This window comes from Roseibium sp. (assembly GCF_048260565.1).
Lineage (GTDB): Bacteria > Pseudomonadota > Alphaproteobacteria > Rhizobiales > Stappiaceae > Roseibium.
In genome coordinates this window covers 933316-947326 of the sequence record NZ_JBLXGP010000001.1, presented here as the reverse complement: position 1 = coordinate 947326, position 14011 = coordinate 933316, and the positions used below count along the sequence as shown (strand labels likewise).

The window sequence follows — 14011 nt, the reverse complement described above, 5'->3', positions numbered from 1 at the left end:
TAGCAACAACCGTGCCGGTTAGCCGGGGCAGCAAATCACCTCAGGAATGGATGAAGATTTTACGACGGGACCGGTTAAAAGCCATCATGCACGGTGCGGGTATTGTCGGGGCACCCCGCCGCGCCTATAAGCGTCTTAACAGCTTGGCGGGCATGCCCGGTCATGCGCCCAGGCGTTTAATCGGGGGCTCCCGTCAGCCCGTTCCTGTAAACGGAAATCGACTTGCCGATCGAACCGGTCAACATAGCCATCGTCCTCCCGCGCGGAATGCATTTCGGCTCCGATCGGGCGACTGCCATAGATCTCTGCGTTCGCGATTTCGTTGCCCATTCACGACATCGAAGCTCGACAACGGTCATCGGCGAGGCGTTGGCCAATCCGTTTCCGAACATCTCTTTTCAGGGCGTTTCCAGAGAACCTGGCGATAATCAGCAACGCTTTGTCCGCAAGCTTGCGGAGCGGGTGAAGGGCTTGCAACCGGATCTGGTTGTCGTGCATCAGCACCTGCCATCTGCCTTGACAATTCGAAAGGCTTTCCCCGATCTCCCGGTTTTGCTGCACAAGCACAATACGCCGAAGATCGGCGGCGGCTTTATCCGGAAACGTCTGGACCGATGGCGCTACAATGCGTTCGATCACCTGGTTTTTGTCAGTGATTTCAGCCGCGAAAAATTCCTGGGCAGCCTTCCCGGCCTGACGCCCAAGTCTTCGACCGTCCACAATGGCCTTGATCTGGCATCTTGGACGCCAGCCGAGAAGCGGGTCGATACGGTTCTGTTCGCCGGACGTGCCGTGCCGGATAAAGGCGTGCTTGAGGCCGCGCAGGCAGTGGCGGCCGTTCTTCCGGAGCAGGAGGACTGGCGCACCCGTTTTATCTTGAGCACGCTTGCTACCGACGAGACCTATATCGACAGGATCAAGTCCGCGCTCGCACCGCTCGGTGACCGCGCAGAGGTCTGTTTCGATCAGCCGCATTCGGCTGTTCAAGAAGCATTCGAAACCGCGGCGATCACGCTGGTTCCTTCGCAATTCGAGGAGCCGTTCGGACGTACGGCGATCGAAGCGATGGCCGGCGGATCGGCTCTCATAACGTCCGGAAAGGGCGGTTTGCGCGAAACCACGACCGATGTTGCCTTGTGGGTTGATCCGTCCGACGGGCCCGGTTTTGCGGGAGCCCTTTCTCGGCTTGTGAAGGATGAAACCCTGAGGGGGAAACTGGCCCGGGCGGGCGCGAGACGGGTGCATGAGTGCTTTTCGATACAAGTGCTTTCGGCCCGGCTGGATTCCCTTTATGAAGACGTTCTTTCGCGTCACCGAACGGCAGGACCATGAGAAAGCAGAAGATTGGCGTCATGATCTGCACCGCGCAGAGGCCTCGCATGGTCTCTGAGTGCGTCCGGTCGATTCTGGCCCAGAATGTAAGTGAGGATCAGAGTGTCGAGATCTGCGTCGTCGAAAACGACAGCCAGCAGCTAAGCCGCGAAACCATTGAAAACCTGAACGCCGAAGGCGGTTTTCCGGTGCTTTACTATCAGGAGCCGGTGCGTGGAATTCCAAAGGCCCGGAACAAGACGCTGGAAGTCGCGGTGGAGCGCGGTTACGACTGGATCGCCCTGATCGACGATGACGAAGTCGCAGACCCGCACTGGCTGAGCGAATTGTTGCGTGTGGCGCAGGTCCATTCGGCCGATGTGGTCTCCGGGCCCGTACGCCGCCGCTACGAGGCTCCGCCGCCCAAATGGTGGAAACATCTCAATCCGGCAGCCGAGACCGAAGGTGCGGAACTGAGCGAAGCGCCGACCAACAATACGCTGTTGAGCAGGAAGCTGTTCGCCAAGGATGGTCTGAACCTGCGCTTCCACGACGCCCTGACTTTCGGTTTCGAGGATATTGATTACTTTCAACGGGCACATGACCTCGGATGCCGGATCGTGTGGGCGCCGATGGCCGGCGTCGAAGAGGAAATTCCGGCAAGTCGCATGGAGCCGGAACGACTGATACAGCGGGTGATGACGTCGGCAGCGGCCCATTCCTATGCGACCAAATTGCGCCGGGGCACCGGCAGTGCGGTCATGAAATTCGGTGGCAAGGCCATTCGACGCATTATTGGCGGAGCATTGATCTGTCTGTTTACCGGCGTAGCCAGGATCGCCGGAGCCGGGTCATTCGAGAGCGCCTATTACAAGGGCCGGGTACGTCTGGCGCGCGGGCTTGGGAACCTGCGCGGATTGTTCCAAATGCTGCCCAGCTACTATGATACTGTCGACGGGAACTGATGGAAACCATGCAGCAGTCTTTGAGAGTCGTACACGTCCACTTGGGGATCAAGGGTGGAGCTGAGCGCTTTTTTGTAAGCCTTGTCAATGCATTGGCCGAACGTGGTGTCGAGCAGAAGGCTCTCGTCTTTCCAGATCGCGTATGGAAGAAAGATATCGAGAAGGCCTGCGAGGTGACCGAGATCAAGTTCAGCCGGTCTCATATCGCGCGTTTCTTCATCAATCGCCGGATCGCGAAAATGAACCGGGCTTTTCGGCCCCATGCGATGATGTCCTGGATGCCGCAGGCGACCCGTTGGATACCGAACGACCCGACTATTCTGACCGCGGCCCGGCTCGGCGATTATCCGGAACGGCTGGATTATTTCGCCAATTGCGATGTGCTGGTCTGTAACACGCCGGATATTGCCAGGGCGGCCGGTGATATCGGTTGGGACAGATCCAAAACGCGGGTCATTTCGAATTTCACGGATACCAGACCGGTGACTCCGATTTCCAGGGAGAGCCTGGACACGCCTGACGATGCCCACGTGGTTCTGGGCCTCGGACGCTTCGTCGACCGGAAAGGGTTCGATACTCTCCTGAAGGGTGTCGCCCGGAGTGAAGGGTCCTACCTGTGGCTGATCGGCGAGGGTGAGGAGGAGGACAATCTTCGGCGTTTGGCCGCCGACCTCGGGATCACGGATCGTGTCCGCTTTATCGGTTGGACCATGGATCCCGGACCCTACCTTTCCGCCTGCGATGTGATGGTCATTCCCTCCCGCCACGAGCCGCTCGGCAATGTGGTTCTGGAGGCCTGGGCCGTCGAAAAACCGATCATTTCGACGGCCAGCGAGGGGCCGAGCTGGTTGATCGACGACAACGTCAACGGATTGATCGTGCCCATCGATGACCATGAGGGTGTGGGAAAGGCGATTGATCGTTTGAGGTCCGATGCCGGCCTTGTCTCCAGGCTTGTCGAAAACGCAACCGAAAAGCTGCAGAAAGGCTATTCCCGCGATGCCATCTGCGACGCCTATATCGATCTTTTTTCCGGAAAACGCGCCGGTTAGAGCCGGTTACGTTTCATCGAGCGAACAGATAGCTGATGCTCAGGGTTTTCTTGAGTGAAAATCCCCGACCTTCCAGATAGTCGACGAGGTGCTGAACCTTGTCCGCACCGACCACATGCGCGTGCATTTCCACGATGATCTTGTCGATGGCGGACAGATCGCATGAGGGAAGAAGGTCGACTTCAGCCCCTTCGATATCCATGACGATCACGTTCGGCCTGAACTCTGCAAACACATCGGAGATCGCGTCGCACGGCACGGATGTCTTTTCGCCCAGGCCGCGGTCATAGAGGCTGGATGAGTAGATATTCTCGGCGAAATAGAAGTCGACCGTTCCAGGCGATGTGGTCAGCGCCTTCGACCGAAGGTTTGGTGTCATGCCGTTCAGGGCGAAGTTCTTTTCGATGATCGGGCGCATGTTCGGGTTCGGCTCGTAGGAGAGAACGTTCTCCGCGCCGCAGATCCTGGCACAGGTCAGGCTGACCAGCCCCACACCGGCACCGACTTCGAGTACACGGTCGCCGGGGACGACGATGTCTTTCAGGAGCCGGCGTTCGGGCGCCTCATAGCTTTCCCGATAAAGTGCCTTGCGAATGGTCTTGGTAACGTCACCGAGATCCGTACTGATTTTCAGACCTTCGATCGTAATGACGTCCGGTTTCAGCCGCCGCCGGACTTGTGCACGGAAAAACCGGCCGATTTTTTCCAACATCGGTATCTGCCATTCTCCTGGTTGGGTCTGTTGTCCGATCGCCGGCGATCGTTAGAGCTGCTGATCGAATGTCAGGATATAGAAGGATGCCTCGATCGGATGCAATGGCTTGATCGACTGTCTGTTGCGCTGAAGGTTTTCCACGCAGGTCAGATTCTGGTCGTACAGGTACGGATAACGCTTGCGTTCCGACCGCGAGGCGAACCTCTTTGGCTTGTGACGTTGATGCCAGTACATCTCGCGTGTGGCGGAGTTGCCGAGCGCATAGATCCGGATGTTTGACAGGCCCGGATGATCGAGCAATCGGGTCAGTTCGCCGGGGCCGTAACGGCGGTAGCCGTGATAGCGATGCTCAACGTGGCTTTCCGGTGTCGGTACGCAATGGACGTGCCTGATCGTTTTGGGACTTTTGCTGCGCAGCAGGCCAAAAACTTCCGCGTCATACCGCACATGTTCGAGCACGGATTGGGAGAAGACGCAGGTCGCATCGCCGACGTCGATTTCGTCCACGCCCAGGGTCGCCGTGCCGAATTCGATCTCGTCCGATCGGTACTTCGGCCACTCGGGGCTTTCCTTGATGTCATAGCCCTGATAGTGGCGGAAATTAAGGGCAATCTTGAGATGTTGCGCATAGTTGCCGTTGCCGCAGCCGAGGTCCAGGACGGAAGGCCTCTCGCCGACGATTTCCGGCATCTTGTTGGCAACGAAGTCGTAGCACAGTGCGCGCGTCGGACTGGCGACGCGAATGGGATCTCCGAAATCGGCGATCAGCCGGTCGGCATCCAGATGCGGTTCATAGGCTTCGACAGGGGCGGGGAAGGACTGGAACCTCTGGCGCACGCGTTCGAGCCAGGCGTTGGCCTTGTATCTGGCGCGGTCAACCGCATTGAGTGGAATATCCCCGCATACAGAATTCCAGGAACTGCTTCGTTTCGACATCGGCTTGGTCTGGCCCCGGTCCCTAAATCTTTTTGTTTCGTCAAGTTTCTTTTTAGGGAGGGCAGCGGCTGAATAACAAGACCAATCTGGGGCTGATCACGAATAGAGTGTGTTTCGTGTCGCTCCGGTATCGAAATCGAAGCCGAAGACATCAATATCGCGCGCGTACCAGTCTGCGACGATCTGGATCGTCTGCGGTGTGTAATAGGACCTGTAGTCCTTTTTGGGGCGGTTGGTGATATTCCGCCGCTTCAACGGGTCCGATACCTTGAAATATCGCTGGAATTCATCGTCCAGGTTTTCCAGCCGCAGCAGATCGACGGCAATGTTTCCGGCTTCGTCGATGACATAGTCATGTTGAGGAAACCAGCCCCTGATCGCACGGTGCCAGAAATAGTCCTTCCCGCCCCACTTGTGGCGTTCTTCCAGAAAGGCTTCGAAATCCCGGGCCGAGTAGTCGGCCGGAGATCGTCTGTCGTTCATGGCGTCGACGGAGAAGGTGAAGCGGGAGACGACCCTGGACCAGGGATTGCGGACGATCGCAAAAGGCGTGTTGGCCTTGCGGACACACAGTTTCACATCCCGCAGGCGGGCGTGTTCGAAACCGGGATGATCGCCCGATGCCTGCATCGTCTCAAGAACGGCGGCGCTATAGGCCGGGCTCTTCAGACGTTTGCGCGCAGCAGTCAGAATCCTGTCTTTGAGTTGAGGGGCTTGCCGGATGGACATGCCGCCGTTCTTGGGAATGTGGATAAAGAGGTACTTCGGACGGCGCAGACCTGCCAATGTTGCCGCATACTCCAACTGGTAGCGAATTTCGTAGCGGTCAATCACGTTCACATTCCCTGTCTTGTCTGGGTGCCGGTCCGGCCGAGGAAGCCCGATGTCAAAATACGTGCATTCCATATTCGCGCTTGTTACAGACTGTAGGCCGGCATTCAAGTGAGACTCGCATCTGGACTGTCCTCCCGGCTTCGGTCCGGTGTGTTGTTTTTGGGTTCTGGCAGCCTTCTGTTTTGGACGAATTCCATACCGAAACATGTTTCTTTCGAGGCCGAAATCGTGGGGTCTCCTTTTTCGTGCGAAAAGGAAGGGTAAGTGCTGTGGTTTTTAGAGGGGTCTGATCGATCGTGACTGCGAATTCTCGGAGCCCTGATGCCGATAATCCGTCTTCTGAACCGGAATCGCTTTTTAAAAACCGGAACTTCCTGCTTTTCCTGCTGAGCCGTACCGGGTCGGTTACGGGAACGCAGATCCTTGCCGTGGCGATCGGCTGGCACGTCTATCAGAAGACCGGAGAAGTCCTTTATCTCGGTCTGATCGGCCTGTTCATGTTTCTGCCGGTTCTGTGCCTGTTCCTGGTCGCGGGCTTCGCGGCGGACAGGTTTGACCGGCGCCTCATCGTCGGCATATGCAATTGCGCCAATTTCGTCGCGATGACCGCGATCGGCCTCTATCTGATGACCGGTTCGGATGCCGTCTGGCCGATCTTTGCGCTTCTGGCCCTGAACGGGGCGGCGCAGGCCTTCATTTTTCCCGCCCTTCAGGCAGCGCTTCCGAACATTGTGCCACGGGAAGTGTTCGCAAAAGCGGTCGCGACAAACTCTTCCGTGATGACAATCGGGCAGTTGGGCGGTCCGGCAATCGGCGGGGTTCTCATCGCCCTGATCGACGAGAAGGTCTATTTCGTTGCCGCGGTGCTTTTCCTCATTGCCGCAGCGGCCATGTTTCTTGTCCGGGCGGATCTCAGGATCGCAGGGAAAGAGCCTTTCGGCATCACCATGCTGCTTGGCGGCTTTCGGCATATCTGGAAGACGAAGGTCGTCCTCGGGGCCATTTCCATCGACCTGGCCGCGGTCCTTTTCGGCGGGGTGATGGGTCTGCTTCCGGTTTTTGCCGTGGATATCCTGAAGGTTGGTCCCGAAGCGTTGGGGGTGATGCGGGCAATGCCTGCCATCGGAGCCCTGGTCGTGGCCGTCACATTGGCGAGATGGGGATTGATATGGCGGATCGGTCCGAGTTTTTTCATCTCGTTGACCATCTTCGGCCTCTCCATCCTCGTCCTCAGCCTCTCGACCAACTACTGGCTGTCTGTTACGGCACTGGCGGTTTATGGCGCATCCGACATGGTCAGCGTCTATGTCCGGCAGACACTTGTCCAGATCGAAACGCCCAACGATTTGCGCGGCCGCGTGAGTGCGGTCAATTCGGTCTCGATCAATGCATCCAACCAGATGGGCGATTTCCGGGCCGGAACCATGTCGGCGCTGATGGGAACGCCTGCGGCGGTCGCGGTCGGGGCTTTCGTAACCCTTGGCGTCACGCTGCTCTGGTACAAACTGTTTCCGCAATTGCGCGAGCTGACGAAATTCTGAAGGTGTTTACCGGGAGAAACGGACCGGAACCGTGAAGCTGAGTTTGCTGCCGCGGATGTCATCGGGAACCTTTGGCATGGGCGCGGCGCGGTGCACCATCTCGAGTGCGGCCTGATCCAGGAGCGTATGCCCAGACGAACGTGCAAGACGGACACCGCTGACGGCGCCGCTTCGGGCCACTGTAAAGCTGACGGTCGCCGTTCCCTGTAGACTGTTGCGCCGGGCCTGGGACGGATAGCGTTTGGCGCGGCGCAGTTTGACGAGCACCTTGCCGTTGTAGTTCGAGCGCGCCTTGGTGCCACCGTCCTTGGATTTGCCGTCCTCGCGCCCGTTGGCGTTGGATCTGCCGGCCGCGCTGGTGACCTGCTCGCCGCCCCGGCGGGAGTTACGATTTGCGCCCGATATCTTCTTTTTTTGCGGTTGCTGCTTGGCGATTTTTTTCTCTTTAGGCACCTTCGGCTTAATTGGCGGAGCGGGTGCCCGTGTTGTCGTTTCGAGCGTTTCAGCCTGTTTTGCCTCAACTGGCTTGGCCTCAGGGGAGACCGGTTGCTCGGCCGTTTCCTGTGTAACAGTTTCCGTCTCCGGCACTTCCGCAGGAATCGCAGGGGGCGTTACGGCGGCGACTTCCGTTACTGGTGCGGTTGCAACCGTTTCCTTTTGGGGTTCGACCGGCTTCAGTTCCTCAACCGGGTCTTGCTGGGGCTCTGTTCGGCTTGAATCCGGTGGTGCGGTTTCAGCCGTCACTCGCCTGGTGTCGGTTACACCTCTGGTGACGGGCTGGGTCGTGGCCATTGCCATCTGCGCAGGCTTCTGGACAGCCTGCGTGGTGGTCTGAGGGGCCGGTTCCGGTTGGACCGCGGCTGCTTCAGATGAATTTTCGATCGGTTGGACTTCCTTGGGCGAAGCCTCGACGGCGTCCGGAGCGCCATCGGTGCCGGCTATCAGATCTTCCAGGGAACCGATCACGGAGACCGCGCCGCCCTCGGAGGCGGCGATCTCCACCCGATCGGTATCGGGGGCGAAATAGGCCGAGATTGCCGCGTGGGATGCCACCGACAGGAAAATACCTGCCGCCACAAGACGTGAGAATTTCACTGGGCGCTCTTTCTGGTGATCAGAACCATGTTTGTGCCACCCGCCTTGGACAAGGCTGAAAGGACGTCTTCGAGCTTGTCGGCCGGAAGGTCTCCGTCCGCAGCCACCTTCAGCGGACCGTCCCCGGCATCAGCGGTCCTGTTGGCTTCCAGCCAGGCTTCGACCGAGATTTCTGTGTCTTGGGCGTGGGTATGGCCGTCGCGATCGATGATGAGGGCACCTGTGGAGCGGATGCTTTCGTCCTCGGTAATGTCGACTGGCGGCTCCATACGGCGCGCATCGTCACGAGCGATCGAGCCTGCGAAGAGGAAAAAGATCAGCATCAGGAAGACCACATTGATCAGCGGAATGGTGTTTTCCGGCGGTGTTCTGCGGACGGGACGCTTCAGACGCATGGGATTTCCTACTTTCCGGTCACAATCACGGTGTTGAGACCTTCCCGACGGGCCGCGGACATGACATCGACGACGTCCTGGACCCTTGCGTCCGGTCCTGACCAGATGGCCAGCAACGGCTTCTCGCCAGCGGCCAGAGACGAAAACAGCCGCGGCAGGTTTTCCGGTTCGGCGGACTGGCCATTGAGATCCATCCTGCTGCTGTCGTGAATGCGGAAATAGGCCGGCTTGATGTCGGCGCCGCCGCCTTCGCCTCCATTTGCGACCGGCATGGCCTGATAGCGCGTAAAGCTGGACGTCAGCATGAAAAACAGCAGAAGCAGGAAGATGACATCGATCAGCGACGTCAGACCGACCGGCTTTCTCCGGGAGGGTTTGCTAAGTCGCATACCTCGGCTCCGCAAGCTGGGCATCCAGGGCAACGACACGGGCCTTTCCGCGGTCCGCTGCGGCTCCGGTAAAGAAGGCGGTGACCGTGGCTTCCATTTCCGCCTGTTCCGCCTCGATCCTGCCGTCGAACCAGCCGACGATCGCCGAGGCGGGAATGGCGATGGTCAGGCCGACGGCGGTCGTCAGCAGCGCGACCCAGATGCCGCCCGCAAGCACCGAAGGATCGACGGCGGCTCCTGCGCCCTGCATGGCCTGAAAGGCTTCGATCATACCAAGCACGGTTCCAAGCAACCCGATCAGAGGTGCGGTCTGGGCGATCATGTCCAGGGGCCTGAGCCAGGCACGTAGCGTATTGATGCGTGCATTGCAGACGCGCTCGATATCTTCCTTCAGGTGGGCGCTATCGGTGCTGGCGTGAAGCCTGCGGCGCATGAGCTTCTGCAGGATGTCGCTCAGGACGCTCCTGCTGGCTGAAACCTGTTTCAGGGCTTCCGGATGTGCTCCGTCCAGCCACAGGTCGAGCGCCTTGCGCGAAGGACCATGGCGGCCGACGCCCAACAGCTGGAACTGCAGCAGTTTTGCAATGATCAAGGCAAACGCCACCACTGACAAAATCAGGAGGAGGGCCACAACAGGGCCGCCTGAACGTACCAGATCCGCCAGAGGCAACACAAAGGCGGGCAGATCATTTAGAGAAGATGAAAACATCGCAATTTCCATTAGATGGATCGGAGTTTAAAGGTATCGGATGAACTCAGGTCGCGTTTGCGACATGCCATTGGGCTTACCTCGACTGCCGGACCTTCCGACCCTCCAGGGGGGCTGAATGGAAGAATGAGGTACGTGGGTGCGGCCGTTTGCCAGTCTTGGGAATGTCATGCCGGTCCCTGACGGACAGGGGCGCATTCAACCTGAATTGTCTGGCTACTAAACATGAGTATTGGCTTCAGGTATTGTTGCTCAAGCGGTGAGGTTTGGCAAGAAGGAATTAACGGCCAGATGGGCCGGACGCATTTGGTCGTTGGTTTCCTACCGGGACGCGACCGGATTGCGGGGCATTGGGCCGAGGAGGGTGCGCAGCAGCTTCTCAAAACACTGCAGCACTTCGCTCGAGCCTCCGGCCTTTCGATATGTGATGCCGACGGGGGTGAGCGCGTCCGGCAGGTTGACATCCAGCTTTTTCAGGCCATCCGGCAGTGTCTTCAGCTGTTGTTCGCCGTAACACAGAAGGGCGATGGAATTGCTGTTGACGATCATTTTCTCCGCATTGGTGAAGGAATGGATCTCGCAGGTCTGGGTGGGAGGCACCGCGCCCACGCTTCGAAAAAGGGCCTCGAAATACTTCCGTATCGGTGTTCCGTGCTGGGCCACGATCCAGCTTTCGTCGCGCAGGTCGGCAATCGACAGGTTCTTTCGATGGCAGGGATGGTTGCTCCTTGCCACCAGCGTGAATGTCTCCTCATAGAGATAGGTTTCCTGCAGGTCCGGATAGGGCGCGGGATTTCGCAGGACGCCGACCATACAGTCCAGCTCGCCGCGCCGCAGGGCTTCCGCGAGCATTGTATAGCTGCCGGGGACAGCAATGAGGCGGAGGTCCGGGTTGCTCTTCGTCAACTCACCGAAGGCCCTGGCGATGAGATCCTGTCCGGAAAAGGGCAGCATTCCCACAGAAAGCCGACCGATCAAACCGGTCCTTGGCCGATTCACCAGGCTTTCAATGGCGGTCAGTTCCCGTTCCAGTGCGTCGTGAAGTTCCTTCAGACGGCGGGCCTGCGCCGTCGCCTCCAGTCCGGTTCGCTTGCGTTCGAACAGATTCTGTTTCGAATATTCCGTTGCCGCCCCGATGGCGCGGCTGACGGCGGGTTGGGTGATGCCAAGATGTGCGGCGGCCGCGGAAGCGGTGCCGAATGTCCTGACCGAGGCCACCGCATCGAGATGATGAGACCGCAGGAAGGTAACGAGCCGGGGCCGGACGCCGCTGATGGCCTCGATATCGTCTTCGGCCGATTGAATCAGCTTCAGGGCATTGGAGCAGTGGCGCAGCACGTTTTCTCCAAGTGCGGTCGGTTCGGTTCCGCCCCAGCCTCTTTGAAACAAGGGCGCGCCGAGCAGGTTTTCCGCCGAAGCTACTGTCCGTGAGATCGCTGGTTGTGTTGTGGCCAGCCGGTCCGCCGCCTGCGCGAAACCGCGGACCGAGGCGACCGCGTCGATTGCGCGTATGTGCTTGAGCGTCAGCCGTTTATCGCGCTGCATATCCGATATTACCAAAATGAAGACGATTATTCGAAATGAGCATAAGATAGAACCGGAACGGGATGCTAGTCGTGGAGAGGAGAATGACCAAGGGAGGACCGCCAGATAATGGCCGACAAATCGCTGGAAGATAAAATCAAACGGATCGGTAATCCGTCCCGCATGCTGCAGAATGCGCAGGAAGGCGCCTATGCGTTTCCGATCGCGCCGCAGTACACCAATTGGATCGAAGAGGTGCGGTCCTGGCGCAACGGCGTGGTTCTGCTGAACCAGTCCTATCATATGACCGACCTTTACGTGCGCGGTCCAGATGCGCTCAAGCTTCTGTCCTATGTAGGGGTGAACAGCTTTGCGAAGTTCGGACGCAACAAGGCCAAGCAGCTCGTTTGCGTGAACCCGGACGGATATGTGATCGGCGACGGCATTCTTTTCGGTCTGGAGGATGACGAGTATCTCTATATCGGTCGTCCGCCGCTCGCGAACTGGATCGCGTATCAGGCGGAAATCGGCGATTTCGACGTCACCACTGAATTCGATATTCGCAGCCTGGAAAACCCGGACAAGCCGCGCAAACTCTACCGCTACGAAATTCAGGGTCCGCTGGCGCTCGATCTCCTCAACGAGGTCAATGAAGGCGGTCCGCTGACCACCAAGTTTTTCAACATGGGCGAAATCACCATTGCCGGCTGCAAGGCAAGGACGCTCTGCCACGGCATGGGCGGCGCCCAGGGGCTGGAAATCTGGGGTCCCTATGAGGAAGGTCAGAAGGTCTACGATCGGCTGCTTGAAGTCGGCAAGAAATACGGTCTGCTCAGGGCCGGATCGCGCGCCTATTCAACCTCGGCGATGGAATCCGGCTGGATTCCGTCTCCTCTGCCGGCGATCTATACGGGCGAAGCCATGAAAGGCTACCGCGAGTGGCTGCCGGCGACCAGCTTCGAGGCGGTCTGTTCGGTGGGCGGAAGTTTCCAGCCGGACAATGTGGAAGAATTCTACCTGACGCCCTGGGATCTCGATTATGGCCGTGTGGTCAAATTCGATCACGATTTCATCGGTCGCGAAGCTCTTGAGAAGATGGCCCGTGAGGAGCATCGGACGAAGGTGACGCTGGTCTGGAACAAGGATGACGTCCTGAAGATCTTTGCCGGAATGATGGACGAGTTTCCGGCACCCAAGCTGATGGAATTGCCGACCGGCAACTATGCGGCCCACCCATACGATCAGGTTCTGCTCGATGGCGAGATGGTCGGCATTTCGACCTATCCGGTCTATTCGGCAAACGAACGGGCCTGGATCTCGCTTGCAATGGTGCGCGCCGACCTCGCGGAGCAGGGAACGAAGCTCGACATTCTCTGGGGCGAGGCGAACGGCGGTACCGATAAGCCTCATGTGGAAGAACACAGGCAGATCGAGATCGGCGCGGAGGTTCATCCGTGGCCGATCCACGAGGCTTCGCGCGTCGGATACCGGGCCCAGAAGTAACCGCGGTCGAAAGCACTGGACGTTGCGCCTGCCGGAGAGGAAACTCTCCGGCGGTTTTTATTTGTGATCCATTCAGGGCATGGGAATAGGGGTGGTCGCTTTGGGCACGTCGTATCCGGCCTGCACCGCGGGCCGGGCCGCGATCCGCTGGTACCAGGCTTTCACGTTCGGAAAGTCGTTCAGATCGATTTTCTGCCACTCGAAGCGGGAGATCCAGGGCCAGCAGGCCATGTCGGCAATGGAATAATCGTCGACGATGTAGTCGCGGCCTTCCAGGCGCTGCTCGAGAACACCGTAGAGGCGTTTGGCTTCAGCGGCGTAGCGTTCCTCGGCATATTCGGCCTTGCCCGGATTGAAATGGCAAAAGTGGTGGGCCTGGCCGAGCATCGGGCCGAGGCCGCCCATCTGCCACATCAGCCATTCAAGGGTGCGGAACCGCTGCTCTCCGTCGCGGGCGAGGAATTTTCCATATTTGTCGGCGAGATAGGTCAGGATCGCGCCGGATTCCATGAGCTTCAACCCGTTGTCCCGGTCGACGATAGCCGGAATCTTGTTGTTCGGACTGATGTCCAGAAACTCCGCCTTGTTCTGATCGCCTTCCATGATGTTGATCGGGTGACTGGTGTAGTCGACGCCGAGCTCCTCCAGAAGTATGGAAACCTTTCGCCCGTTCGGTGTGGTCCAGGTGTAAAGATCGATCATGCGGATGGGCTCCCCGGTTTGATGTGTCCGTCTGCGCTCATGAAAAGCTTGTCCTTGCCATGATTTAGTTTTCCTGCGCGCTCCGCAATGGTCAGGTTGGGGTTTTGGATCTTTCAGCACCAAATTTCGTACGATATGCCATGGGCACGACCATGTGAACCGCGGCACTGAGCCGGTTTCCCAGAACAATCGCTGGACCACACAGAATGAGGTGCCAGCGAAAGCATCTTCTGCGAAGGACCGGAAATATCCTCCATGTGGCGTTCCTGCGTCGATTGACATGAATACTGATTCATGTTTCATATAATTCGCATGTGCCGGCTGGTCTTCTCGTTCCTGG

The 14011-nt window shown here is 58.5% G+C and carries 15 protein-coding genes; 5 read left to right on the top strand and 10 right to left on the bottom strand.

What is annotated here, in order from left to right; genetic code table 11:
* The first annotated feature begins 222 nt into the window (after positions 1-222).
* Positions 223-1332, top strand: coding sequence for a glycosyltransferase family 4 protein (locus ACN0SO_RS04330; RefSeq protein ID WP_417674870.1), 1110 nt, complete (start codon positions 223-225; stop codon positions 1330-1332).
* Positions 1329-2276 (top strand): glycosyltransferase family 2 protein, encoded by a 948-nt coding sequence (locus ACN0SO_RS04325; RefSeq protein ID WP_417674868.1) that lies wholly within the window; start codon positions 1329-1331, stop codon positions 2274-2276. Before ACN0SO_RS04330 ends, ACN0SO_RS04325 begins: the two co-directional genes overlap by 4 nt.
* On the opposite strand, the gene ACN0SO_RS04320 is transcribed toward ACN0SO_RS04325, so the two are convergent.
* Complete coding sequence (locus tag ACN0SO_RS04320) at positions 2252-2539, bottom strand: hypothetical protein (RefSeq protein WP_417674866.1); 288 nt, start codon at positions 2537-2539, stop codon at positions 2252-2254. The two genes, ACN0SO_RS04325 and ACN0SO_RS04320, sit on opposite strands and share 25 nt — an antisense overlap.
* On the opposite strand from ACN0SO_RS04320, the gene ACN0SO_RS04315 reads away from it, so the two are divergent.
* Complete coding sequence (locus ACN0SO_RS04315; RefSeq protein WP_417674864.1) at positions 2516-3328, top strand: glycosyltransferase; 813 nt, start codon at positions 2516-2518, stop codon at positions 3326-3328. The genes ACN0SO_RS04320 and ACN0SO_RS04315 overlap by 24 nt on opposite strands.
* 13 nt (positions 3329-3341) lie before the next feature.
* Here the strand turns inward: ACN0SO_RS04315 and ACN0SO_RS04310 are convergent, their stop codons facing one another.
* From ACN0SO_RS04310 to ACN0SO_RS04300, 3 genes are all read right to left on the bottom strand, one after another.
* On the bottom strand, positions 3342-4040 hold the full coding sequence (locus ACN0SO_RS04310) for an FkbM family methyltransferase (protein ID WP_417674862.1): 699 nt from the start codon (positions 4038-4040) through the stop codon (positions 3342-3344).
* Between the two features lie 51 nt (positions 4041-4091).
* The gene (locus tag ACN0SO_RS04305; RefSeq protein WP_417674860.1) at positions 4092-4979 is read right to left on the bottom strand and encodes a hypothetical protein; all 888 of its coding nucleotides are present in this window, start codon (positions 4977-4979) and stop codon (positions 4092-4094) included.
* Between the two features lie 96 nt (positions 4980-5075).
* A complete protein-coding gene (locus ACN0SO_RS04300) occupies positions 5076-5819 on the bottom strand; it encodes a sulfotransferase family 2 domain-containing protein (protein ID WP_417674859.1) in 744 nt (247 codons plus the stop codon).
* A gap of 290 nt (positions 5820-6109) precedes the next feature.
* Here ACN0SO_RS04300 and ACN0SO_RS04295 point away from each other — a divergent pair, with 290 nt between their 5' ends.
* On the top strand, positions 6110-7354 hold the full coding sequence (locus ACN0SO_RS04295; RefSeq protein ID WP_417674857.1) for an MFS transporter: 1245 nt from the start codon (positions 6110-6112) through the stop codon (positions 7352-7354).
* Between the two features lie 6 nt (positions 7355-7360).
* Here ACN0SO_RS04295 and ACN0SO_RS04290 read toward each other — a convergent pair whose 3' ends face one another.
* The 5 genes from ACN0SO_RS04290 to ACN0SO_RS04270 all read right to left on the bottom strand — a co-directional run bounded on the left by ACN0SO_RS04290 (position 7361) and on the right by ACN0SO_RS04270 (position 11487).
* Positions 7361-8449, bottom strand: coding sequence for a TonB family protein (locus tag ACN0SO_RS04290; RefSeq protein ID WP_417674855.1), 1089 nt, complete (start codon positions 8447-8449; stop codon positions 7361-7363).
* On the bottom strand, positions 8446-8844 hold the full coding sequence (locus tag ACN0SO_RS04285) for an ExbD/TolR family protein (RefSeq protein WP_417674853.1): 399 nt from the start codon (positions 8842-8844) through the stop codon (positions 8446-8448). The genes ACN0SO_RS04290 and ACN0SO_RS04285 overlap by 4 nt, the downstream gene beginning before the upstream one ends.
* An 8-nt stretch (positions 8845-8852) precedes the next feature.
* Positions 8853-9233, bottom strand: coding sequence for an ExbD/TolR family protein (locus tag ACN0SO_RS04280; RefSeq protein WP_417674851.1), 381 nt, complete (start codon positions 9231-9233; stop codon positions 8853-8855).
* Complete coding sequence (locus ACN0SO_RS04275) at positions 9223-9825, bottom strand: MotA/TolQ/ExbB proton channel family protein (protein WP_417674849.1); 603 nt, start codon at positions 9823-9825, stop codon at positions 9223-9225. The genes ACN0SO_RS04280 and ACN0SO_RS04275 overlap by 11 nt, the downstream gene beginning before the upstream one ends.
* A 438-nt stretch (positions 9826-10263) precedes the next feature.
* On the bottom strand, positions 10264-11487 hold the full coding sequence (locus ACN0SO_RS04270) for a LysR substrate-binding domain-containing protein (RefSeq protein WP_417674847.1): 1224 nt from the start codon (positions 11485-11487) through the stop codon (positions 10264-10266).
* A 108-nt stretch (positions 11488-11595) separates the two neighbouring features.
* On the opposite strand from ACN0SO_RS04270, the gene ACN0SO_RS04265 reads away from it, so the two are divergent.
* On the top strand, positions 11596-12969 hold the full coding sequence (locus ACN0SO_RS04265) for an aminomethyl transferase family protein (protein ID WP_417674845.1): 1374 nt from the start codon (positions 11596-11598) through the stop codon (positions 12967-12969).
* Positions 12970-13041: 72 nt separating this feature from the next.
* On the opposite strand, the gene ACN0SO_RS04260 is transcribed toward ACN0SO_RS04265, so the two are convergent.
* Complete coding sequence (locus tag ACN0SO_RS04260; RefSeq protein ID WP_417674843.1) at positions 13042-13671, bottom strand: glutathione S-transferase family protein; 630 nt, start codon at positions 13669-13671, stop codon at positions 13042-13044.
* Positions 13672-14011: the final 340 nt, after the last annotated feature.

What these genes read in the sequence shown, in the direction of transcription:
- ACN0SO_RS04325 (WP_417674868.1), top strand. Translation starts at nt 1,329, where the DNA reads ATGAGAAAGCAGAAGATTGGCGTCATGATCTGCACCGCGCAGAGGCCT.
- ACN0SO_RS04315 (WP_417674864.1), top strand. Translation starts at nt 2,516, where the DNA reads ATGAACCGGGCTTTTCGGCCCCATGCGATGATGTCCTGGATGCCGCAG.
- ACN0SO_RS04320 (WP_417674866.1), bottom strand. Translation starts at nt 2,539, where the DNA reads ATGGGGCCGAAAAGCCCGGTTCATTTTCGCGATCCGGCGATTGATGAA.
- ACN0SO_RS04310 (WP_417674862.1), bottom strand. Translation starts at nt 4,040, where the DNA reads ATGTTGGAAAAAATCGGCCGGTTTTTCCGTGCACAAGTCCGGCGGCGG.
- ACN0SO_RS04305 (WP_417674860.1), bottom strand. Translation starts at nt 4,979, where the DNA reads ATGTCGAAACGAAGCAGTTCCTGGAATTCTGTATGCGGGGATATTCCA.
- ACN0SO_RS04285 (WP_417674853.1), bottom strand. Translation starts at nt 8,844, where the DNA reads ATGCGTCTGAAGCGTCCCGTCCGCAGAACACCGCCGGAAAACACCATT.
- ACN0SO_RS04280 (WP_417674851.1), bottom strand. Translation starts at nt 9,233, where the DNA reads ATGCGACTTAGCAAACCCTCCCGGAGAAAGCCGGTCGGTCTGACGTCG.
- ACN0SO_RS04270 (WP_417674847.1), bottom strand. Translation starts at nt 11,487, where the DNA reads ATGCAGCGCGATAAACGGCTGACGCTCAAGCACATACGCGCAATCGAC.
- ACN0SO_RS04265 (WP_417674845.1), top strand. Translation starts at nt 11,596, where the DNA reads ATGGCCGACAAATCGCTGGAAGATAAAATCAAACGGATCGGTAATCCG.
- ACN0SO_RS04260 (WP_417674843.1), bottom strand. Translation starts at nt 13,671, where the DNA reads ATGATCGATCTTTACACCTGGACCACACCGAACGGGCGAAAGGTTTCC.